The 9,306-nt window shown below is 52.7% G+C and carries 9 protein-coding genes; all 9 read right to left on the reverse strand.

Features of this window, described 5'->3' with window-relative positions; all coding sequences use genetic code 11:
* Entirely contained in the window at nucleotides 1–1,266 is a 1,266-nt protein-coding gene (nuoF, locus tag G3M78_14865; protein QPJ66614.1) for an NADH-quinone oxidoreductase subunit NuoF, read from the reverse strand.
* A 7-nt stretch (nucleotides 1,267–1,273) separates the two neighbouring features.
* On the reverse strand, nucleotides 1,274–1,744 hold the full coding sequence (gene nuoE / locus G3M78_14870) for an NADH-quinone oxidoreductase subunit NuoE (GenBank protein QPJ66615.1): 471 nt from the start codon (nucleotides 1,742–1,744) through the stop codon (nucleotides 1,274–1,276).
* Nucleotides 1,744–2,943 carry an NADH dehydrogenase (quinone) subunit D gene (gene nuoD / locus G3M78_14875; GenBank protein QPJ66616.1) on the reverse strand — a complete coding sequence of 400 codons (1,200 nt, stop codon included), beginning with the start codon at nucleotides 2,941–2,943 and terminating at the stop codon, nucleotides 1,744–1,746. The genes nuoE and nuoD overlap by 1 nt, the downstream gene beginning before the upstream one ends.
* 3 nt (nucleotides 2,944–2,946) lie before the next feature.
* Nucleotides 2,947–3,477 carry an NADH-quinone oxidoreductase subunit C gene (locus tag G3M78_14880; GenBank protein ID QPJ66617.1) on the reverse strand — a complete coding sequence of 177 codons (531 nt, stop codon included), beginning with the start codon at nucleotides 3,475–3,477 and terminating at the stop codon, nucleotides 2,947–2,949.
* Nucleotides 3,474–4,058: an NADH-quinone oxidoreductase subunit B gene (locus G3M78_14885; GenBank protein QPJ66618.1), complete on the reverse strand. Its 585-nt coding sequence runs from the start codon at nucleotides 4,056–4,058 to the stop codon at nucleotides 3,474–3,476. Before G3M78_14885 ends, G3M78_14880 begins: the two co-directional genes overlap by 4 nt.
* Nucleotides 4,049–4,402: an NADH-quinone oxidoreductase subunit A gene (locus G3M78_14890; GenBank protein QPJ66619.1), complete on the reverse strand. Its 354-nt coding sequence runs from the start codon at nucleotides 4,400–4,402 to the stop codon at nucleotides 4,049–4,051. The genes G3M78_14885 and G3M78_14890 overlap by 10 nt, the downstream gene beginning before the upstream one ends.
* Nucleotides 4,403–4,712: 310 nt before the next feature.
* The gene (locus tag G3M78_14895; protein ID QPJ66620.1) at nucleotides 4,713–6,050 is read right to left on the reverse strand and encodes a hypothetical protein; all 1,338 of its coding nucleotides are present in this window, start codon (nucleotides 6,048–6,050) and stop codon (nucleotides 4,713–4,715) included.
* A 153-nt stretch (nucleotides 6,051–6,203) separates the two neighbouring features.
* Nucleotides 6,204–8,498, reverse strand: coding sequence for a hypothetical protein (locus G3M78_14900; GenBank protein QPJ66621.1), 2,295 nt, complete (start codon nucleotides 8,496–8,498; stop codon nucleotides 6,204–6,206).
* A gap of 2 nt (nucleotides 8,499–8,500) precedes the next feature.
* The gene (locus G3M78_14905) at nucleotides 8,501–9,262 is read right to left on the reverse strand and encodes a DUF4159 domain-containing protein (protein ID QPJ66622.1); all 762 of its coding nucleotides are present in this window, start codon (nucleotides 9,260–9,262) and stop codon (nucleotides 8,501–8,503) included.
* Nucleotides 9,263–9,306: the final 44 nt, after the last annotated feature.

Genomic DNA, 9,306 nt, shown 5'->3' on the forward strand with positions numbered 1-9,306 from the left:
TTAGGCCGCGCCTGAAGCGGAAGATGTTTTTAACAGAAGGTCGTAATCGGAGCGAAAGTATTTGATGCTACTCGCCACCGGCCCCACCGCCGCATCCCCCAGCGGACAAAAACTTTTAAAAGAAATGTTGTCGCAAATATCGACAAGTTTTTCAACCTGCTCGTTAGCGCCCTCGCCTTCATGGATGCCTTTGAGCAATTGCCACATCCATCGCGTGCCTTCGCGACAGGGAGTGCATTTACCGCATGATTCATGCTTGTAGAAACTGGCCAGTCGCAGGGTGGCTTCCACCACGTTGACCGTATCGTCCATTACGATCAAGGCGCCGGACCCCAGCATGGAACCCGCCGCCGCCAGCGCTTCATAGTCGTAGGGCGTGTCCACCAGTTCGGCCGGCAACATCGGCACCGACGAACCGCCGGGGATGAATGCCTTCAATTTATTGTCGTTGCGAATGCCGCCCGCATAATCGTAAATGATCTCGCGAGTCGGCGTGCCGAGAGGCACTTCGTAATTGCCCGGTTTCTTCACATGCCCGGACACGCTGATGAGCTTGGTGCCCTTGCTCTTTTCGGTTCCGATCGCCGCGTATTTTTCCGGCCCCTCGTTGATGATGTAGGGAACCACGCAAAGCGTTTCGACGTTATTGATGACCGTGGGTTTGGAATAAAGACCTTCCACCGCCGGAAAAGGAGGTTTCAGACGCGGTTCGCCGCGTCGACCTTCCAGCGAGTTGAGAAGCGCCGATTCTTCGCCGCAGATATAAGCCCCCGCGCCCAGATGGGTATGGATGTCGAAATCAAAATCCAGCCCCATGATGTTCTTGCCCAGATAGCCCTTGTCGTAAGCCTCTTTCAAGGCCCGATCCATCAAATCCGACGCATGCTGGAATTCGCCGCGATAGTAGATATAGCCCGTCCCGATCAAACAGGCGTAGGCGCAACCGATCATTCCCTCAATCAGCAAATGCGGGTTTTTCTCAAGAAGCAAACGATCCTTACAGGTGCCCGGCTCGCTCTCGTCGGCGTTGCAACAGAGATAGCGCGGGAACACATCCTTCGCCAGAAAGCTCCATTTCAACCCTGCCGGAAAGCCCGCGCCGCCGCGACCGCGAAGCCCGGAGGCCTTCACCATCTCGATGATCTCTTCGGGCTTTTTATCCTTCAACTTCTTGAGGGACTGATAGCCGCCGTGTTTCTCATACACTTCAAGCGTATGCATCCCTTCAACGTCAATATCTTTAGTCAGGATTTTAATGGGTTCCATGCAGGTATCAATCCAGTGAGTCTAATATTTGATCGATTTTTTCTTTGGTCAAATCTTCGTAATAATCGTCGTTGATGCGCATCATCGGCGCGTTGGAACAGGCCGCGAGACATTCTTCCCGATGCAGGGTGAATTTCTTATCCTGCGTGGTCTCGCCCACCTTGATATTCAATTTCTGAGCCGTGTGATTGAGCAACTCGTCCGCGCCATTCAACTGACAACTGATGTTGATGCAGAACAGAATAATGTACTTGCCGGTCGGCGTCATGTGGTACATGGTGTAAAAAGACGCAACCGACTGAACATAACCCGGAGACAGCTCCAGAATTTTACCGATCTCCACCATCGCCTCAGGTTGAACGTAGCCCTCTTGCCGTTGCACCATCGTCAGCAAAGGCAGTAACGCCGATTGCTTGGTGGGATATTTGGCAAGTACCTGAGGGATTCTTTCCTTGTTTTCTTCAGAAAATGCAAACATTATCGATCCACTTCCCCCATGACAATATCAATACTACCAATCACCGCAACCACGTCGGCGATGAAACAACCTTCCATCATCCTGCACATTCCGGGAATCGCCAGAAACGACGGCGCTCGCAATTTAACGCGATAAGGCGTATTGGACCCATCGCTGACAATATAAAATCCCACTTCGCCGCGCGGCCCCTCGATCGGCACATAGGTCTCGCCTTTGGGAACCTTGAATCCGTCGGAAACCAGCTTGAAATGATGAATCAGGGCTTCCATGCTGGATTTCAACTTGCCGCGATCCGGAAGAGAAACCTTGCCGTCGGGATTTTTATAATCCCCTGCGGGCAAATCACGCAGGGCCTGAACCAGAATCTCGCGGCTCTGCCGCATTTCTTCCAGACGCACCAGGTAACGCGCATACACGTCGCCTTCCTGACGCACGGGAACTTTGAAATCAAATCGGTCGTAACCGGAATAGGGTCGTTTTTTACGAATGTCCCAATCCACGCCGCTGGCGCGCAGCGCCGGGCCGCTCATGCTGTAATTGATCGCTTCCTCTCGCGACATCGCGCCGACGCCCTGGGTGCGATCCAGCCAGATCGGATTTTTCGTGAGCAGTTTTTCGTACTCATCCACTTTCCCAGGGAAGATATCCACAAATTCCTGAACGCCCTTGAGCCATTGCGGCGTCGCGTCTTTGGCGACCCCGCCGACGCGAATATAACTGGTCATCATGCGCACGCCGGAGATCTCTTCATTCAGATCGAGAATCATCTCGCGCTCGCGCCAGCAATAAAGGAAGACCGTCATCGCGCCGATGTCCAGCGCATGCGTCGCAAGCCATACCAGATGACTGGCGATGCGGGCCAATTCACAATGAATGACGCGCAGATACTGCGCGCGCAGGGGGATATCCACCCCCAGCAATTTCTCAGTGGACAGGCAGAAAGCCAGGTTATTTCCAGGAGGATTCAGGTAGTCCAGACGATCCGTCATGGGAATGACGTGCGCATAAGGCTTCGCCTCGGACGTTTTTTCAATGCCGGTGTGCAAGTAGCCGATATCAGGATCGGCGGAACCCACCAATTCTCCCTCCATTTCCAGTATCGCTCGAAACACGCCGTGCGTACTGGGGTGGCTGGGACCCATATTCAGGGTCATCGTATCTTTATCGCGCTCCAGAAGACCGCTTTCAGCAACGCTCATCGACTACCTCGTCGGCGGTTTGGTTTTCACCAACTCGCTCTTATAATCCCGGTTAAAAGAAAATGCGACGTCTTCGACCGTCAACTCGTAATCACGGCGCAAGGGATGCCCCTCCCAGTTTTCCGGCATAATCAGACGTCGTTGTTCAGGAAGTCCTTCGATACGAATGCCAAACAAATCATACAACTCGCGCTCAGGAAAGACAGCGCCCTTCCACAAACCCGACACCGTGGGAACGACGGGATCTTCCTCATCAATCCCCACACGCAGGCGCAAGCTGTGATTTTTGTCCAGCGAATGCAATTCATAAACCGATTCAAAACGCGGCTCCCGATCCATATCCAGATAATCCACCCCGCTGATATTGGACAGGTAGTCGCAACTTAAATCAGGATCGTTCTTGGCAAATTCCGCCACCGCCACCAGAGATTCCGGCGCGACATGAACCACCGCGTCCCCCAAAGGCGTTTCCGCCAGGAGAACCGCGTCGCCAAACTGATTTTTTATTTTTTCAACGATTTCTTCGCTGGTCACGCCACCCTCTTCTTCGCCGCCGACGTGCCCGCCTCGTTCATGATTTTTTCCTGAAGCTTGATGACGCCATAGATCAACGCTTCCGGCCCCGGAGGACATCCCGGAACATACACGTCCACAGGAACCACGCGATCCACGCCCTGCACGATAGCGTAATTATTGAACACGCCCCCACAAGAGGCGCAGGCCCCCATGGAAATCACCCATTTGGGTTCCGGCATCTGATCGTAGATCAATTTCAACACCGGAGCCATTTTCTGGGAAACGCGACCCGACACAATCATCAGATCCGCCTGACGCGGCGAAGCGCGAAACACCTCGGCGCCAAAACGAGCCGAGTCCCAACGGGAGTTCGCCATCGCCATCATTTCAATCGCGCAACACGCCAAACCAAAGGTCGCGGGCCACAGCGCATTTTTCTGCGCCCAGCCCACCACTTTGCCAAGCTGGGTGGTGAGAATGCTGTCATACACCGCCCCCGCGCTTTCCTCCTCCAAAGCCTCGAGGGCTTCTTTGGCGTTCAACTTTAAATTATTTATTTCCGCCTCAAACGCGTCGACTGCTGAATCCACTAATCCCATTCCAGACCTCCACGTCCCCAAATGTAAACGTAAGCGATGCCGAGGATGGCAATGAACGCCACCATCTCCATCAACCCGAAAAATTTCAATTCATCCAGCGCCACCGCCCACGGATACATGAAAACCACTTCAATATCAAAGATAATGAAGAGCATGGCGATGGTTGCAAAACGCACCGGGTAGCGCCCCTTGGCCTCCTCCTGAGGAATGATCCCACATTCGTAGGGAGTCATTTTCTCCTTGGATGGATTCCTTGGCCCCAAAATAGTCGACAGGACCAATAGAGCCGCCACAACGATGATCGCGACAATTGCTACTAATGATATAAAGAAATATTCAGCCATTTGTCTCTCATAATTTCGACCCAGATCATCATAGCGCATCGGCTTGATTGAGTCAGAAAGTTATTGAATTGGCGATTATATCAGCACGTCTCCGACTGTCAACGAAAGTTTTTTCGAATCTGCGCACATTCGAAACGCCCTCCTAAAACAGCAAAAAACAGCATATTTTTCAAGTAGTTGCAGAGAGCCCTTCAAAGCTCATATCAAGAAGAAAATCAACGGGGGAAGAAATAAATCGAGAGAAACGCTCGCAATGATGCGGCAATTAGTGAAGACCTTGAAGCGCTTGGCGGGTAAGGTTCGTAATGACCTAGGTGCGGTATTCGAGGTGTAGCCGGTAAATCAATCCTGCCACGCCGTCTTCCGGGGATTGAGCGCCCGGTTTGGCAAAATTCACCAACTCAAAGAGCAATTCGTTATCGCCGCACTGCACATGTTTACGCAGATCGATGAAATACGGCTCCTTGAACTGGGCGCCGGCGAAATCTCCATTCAACTGGGTGGCGTTGATTCGGACTCGACACTCGTTGTCGGCGCGAAGCAACAGCTCTGCGCGGAGCAGGCCTTCGGATTTTTCACAGGGGAAATGGAATTTGACGCGGAATTTCTGCTGACCGCCGGTTTTCACCTCTTCAAGCGTCAGCGATTCGCGCGCCCATACCCATTGACTGCCTTTCATGGTTCGCCAGTGATCGCCCATCCGGCAAATCGACGCCGCCGTCCAGCTCCCCGTCTTGGCGTCCCAGCACTCGGTTTCTCTGCCGCTCGTAAACACCGAAGTCTTGGCGCCGGATTCCAGCAAGGTCGGGCTTTCCAGATTGATAGGTTTGCTCTCCTCCCACATCAACTGGTTCATTTCCACCCAATAGTCGTACATGCCGTTTTTCTTGCGCACGACTATCATGCTTGGGCGCGGCAAACTGCGTCCGAGATAGGGACCGATGTCGGCGATGATCACTCCTTCAGAAGAATTCCCGTCTATAGAGATGAACGAATGCGAAGGAATCTGCTCATAGGTGTGCACCTGGAGCGTTCCTTTTCTCGGCTTGCCGTCAAGGTCGTCCAGCTCCATCTGCAATTTCTGCAAAAGAAGAAGAGAAGTCTTGATCTCGTTCACAAAGGTCGGCTTGCCGCCGCCCTGCTTCACGATCAAATCCACCACCCGCGAATTGGGGTCCATCAAGAGAAGCTTCACATCGACGCCTTCGAGGATTTTTTCCTTCAACAACTCCCGGCTCGAGGTTGAAATCGAAAGCAGAGAACTGCCGCCGATAAAAATCTCCTTCTTTACGTTTTTGAATAATTTCTCAAACGAAGTAGCTTGCCCCAGTTCAGAACGGTTTTTATAAATACCAATGATGCCGAGTCGCACCGCATCCGGATTCATCAACTCTTGTAAAGCATCCTTATATTCATTGAAGGTCAACTCGCGCAGAAACAACTCATAGCCAAGAGAGACCACGCCGATGAGCGACATCAACAGAGCAAACTCTTTGACCGGATGGAGCCAGATACTGTCGTGATCCAACACGTTTCCAGCGGTCACGTAGCCGATTCCGCCGACGATAAGAATGGCGACGGCCAAAAACAGTATTCTGTCGCGAACCCATTCGCGCAAATTGGGTTTATTTCCCACCTTAAGCGTCATAATCGAGATGTTCTTTTATTTTAAAACTAATGTTGGAGTCATGGACAGGCGTTTGGAGGAGCCTTGAAAACTAAGGAGATTTTAGCGGATTTATAGCGGGGACACAAATTAGAATTTGGTTAGGATCGCCGCTTTTTCATAATCCAGAGAAAATCAACTCAAGCCGGACTTTCTGCGAATCAGCCATTCCAGACAAAGACAGAACATCATCAGTCCGTACATATACCAATTGTTCCAAAGCGAGATCACCCGCGTATTGATTTTGGCAAATTTAACCGGCTTGGGAAAGCTCAGGTCGGAGAGACTGGCCGTGGCATTGATCTCTCGTGAGAGTCCTCCGGTCAATTCTGAAATGGACTTCAACAAGGCCGCATTGACCTGCGGGCGAACAAACTCGGACTCATCCGCATTCACCAGAAAACCCGTGTTCATTTTCTGCCCGGACGCATCGCCGGATCGCTCCAGAGCGACCTTGTAAAAACCTTCGCCGTCAGGATTGAAACGAAAGGTTCCATCGCCGTCTTCTCCCGACTCCGCTTCATAATGACGAGGCTCGCCTCCCGGCGGGGTGATCGTGATGCCAACCTTCTGCCCCGGAGCCGGGCTGTAATCCGGTTGCAGGGTGCGGAATTTAATCAAGGCTTCCTGGTTTTCTCCGTAACGATCCCGGTCGGTGTCCGCCTGCAGAGTTTGCGTGTCCGGATCGCCGATCATCCAGGCGATGAGCCGGTCCCAGAATTTATAATAATTACGCCCGCTTCCGCCCTCGCCCACCTTGAAAAAATTCCAGTTCCAGGAGGAATCCGTCGCCAGCGCGCCGGCGCGTCCCTTACCCTTTTCCCAGGTCACCAGCACCGGCACGGGCGGTCCGCTTTCAGGAAGCAGTTCGATCAGCGTTTGCGAGCCCTGCTTGGGCGTTAAGCCTTTGTTGACGCTACTCAGGGAAGCCATCTGCTCCCAGGCGGCCCGGTTCTTTTCTTTTCCCTGTTGCAGTTGAAGCGCAGGGTGTTCCAGGAACCCTTCCCGCGGGACGGCATGGAAGGTCTTCAGCTGAAAACCCTCGCCGCCTGGATTCATCTGCACCGGCAGGATGTCCTCCATGACGCTTCGATCATAACCGCCCATCTGGAACGCCAGCTCGCCGCCAATCATCAGAAAGGCTCCCCCGTTTTCAACATACTTTCGGATGTTGTCTAGATAGCGCTTGTCGATGAACGGCTCGTAGCGAAAATTCTGAAAGATGACGAGGTCAAAAGAACTGAGGTAATCCGTGAACAGCAGGTTCGACGGGAATGGAATGAGGCTCAACTCCGAGGTCGGAGCCGCCACTTCATCGGTCAGGGTGCGCAGAATAAAAAACGACAGCAGGTCCGTTTTCGGATTGCTGGCCAGCGCCTCGCGCAGAAAACGTGAATCCCAGGACGGTCTGCCGTTCAAATGCAGAATGCGAATCCGATCGCGCACCACCTTGATCTGAATGTGCTTGCGATTGTTCTTCTCCAGAGCTTCGCCCGCAAACAAGGGAACCGACAACACATAATTCTGTTTCCCAAGGTCGACCGGGGTGAACTCCAGATCCACCTTGTATCGCCCCTTGTCTTCTCGCAATTCGATCAATTTAGTCGCCAGAATTTTGGGGCCTTGCTTCAACATCAGCGAGATGTTTTTATCGCCCATGTTGGACGCCCCAATAGCAACGGTCAAGCGCGAGGGTTGATTGATGAATCCAAAATTTGCCATCTCGACATTCTCGATGGACAAATCCCGAAAGCCCTGATTGGCCCCGGCGACCAGCGTGTGCGCCGGCCCTTCCAGTTCGGACAAGGCATCCAGAAGCGAAGTCGACACCTCGCCGCCGCTGTGAGACAAGTCCCCGCCGTCTGAAAGCAGAACCACGCCTTGCAGGGATTTCCCCTTGTAACGTTGCAACAATTGCGAAAAAACCTGTTGATAGTCCGTCCTTGGCTTGCCAGCCTGATAATGAGTCCCCAGGTCCGCAAGGGAACCCGGCTCGATCTTGTCTGAAACAAAATAAGTTTCGACCTTGAAATCCGTCTGCCATTCGGCGAAGGCCTTGGCATTTCTTTCCATGAATTCCACGACGCGCTCGCGACGGGAAATTTCCTCGGGATAGGATTTGATCGACATGCTCTTGCTGTCATCGATCAAAACGGCAATGTGATTGGGCAGGGTCTGATCGTTTCTGAATTCCAGGCGAGGTTGCAGTAACGCCAGGGCCAGCGCGATCAGAGCCACAGAACGCAGACTGAACAAAAACAGTTTCACCGGGGTCGAGGCGATGCGCGACAGGCTGGTCCAGAAAAAACGCAGAGCGACCAGAAAGGCAACGCCCAAAACGCCCCACACCCAGGCGGAGTATTGTTGAGACCATAGAACCTCAATCTGGTTGAATTCGGCGGGATCCAGGCCGAACAGTTCTTCAATCATGATTATTGAGCGTTGAAGCGGCGAAGGCGTTCGAGGATGATGGGCAAATGAACCATGTCTTTTTTATAATCCAGAGTGAGGGCGTACATCACGATATTGATTCCCAAGCGAATGCTGTGCTGTCTCTGCACGGAACCGCCGCTGATCATATCGTAATTCCATCCGCCCAATTTGTTGCGCGCCCAGGCGCCGCCCAAATCGTTGGAACTGTAGATCAGCGCAGTGCGTCCCTTGATCGAAACGCCTTCCAGATAGGGCTTGATAAAATGTCGACCGACGACGCGATTGATCAAATAAAACGAGCGAAATATGGAATGGTCCCGGTCGATCTCGCTCAGCGGCGTTTGAGGGAATAGGCGGCCGACTAAAGCCCTTGCCGATTTATCAAACGCAGAATTCTCGTTACCCGAATTGTCGTCTATGAGCAGAAAGCCGCCGTAGTTCAAGAAATAGCGCAGGTTCTGTAATTCCTTTTCAGAGGGCATTGTAAACGCCTTGTCGCCGCCCAGATATAAAAACGGGTATTGATACAGGGTGGAATCGGACAAGCCAATTTCAACCGGCTCGCGATTGACTTCGATGGAGGTGCGACGCGCAATCTGCGCCAGCAAACCGTCCAGCGCGCCTTCGCGCGGCTTGTAGTCACCGCCCTGATACTTGACGAGCGGAAGGGTGAAGCGGGAGTCGGGGCCTTGCGCGCTAAACGCTCTGTCTGGCGCCGCCAAGGATGCAATGGAGATAAGGAACGTAAGAATTAAATACATTTGAGACCAGTTTATCAGGAATGCTCCGCTTTTCAATCCACTTT

This window comes from Candidatus Nitrohelix vancouverensis (assembly GCA_015698305.1).
GTDB classification, from domain to species: Bacteria; Nitrospinota; Nitrospinia; order Nitrospinales; family VA-1; genus Nitrohelix; species Nitrohelix vancouverensis.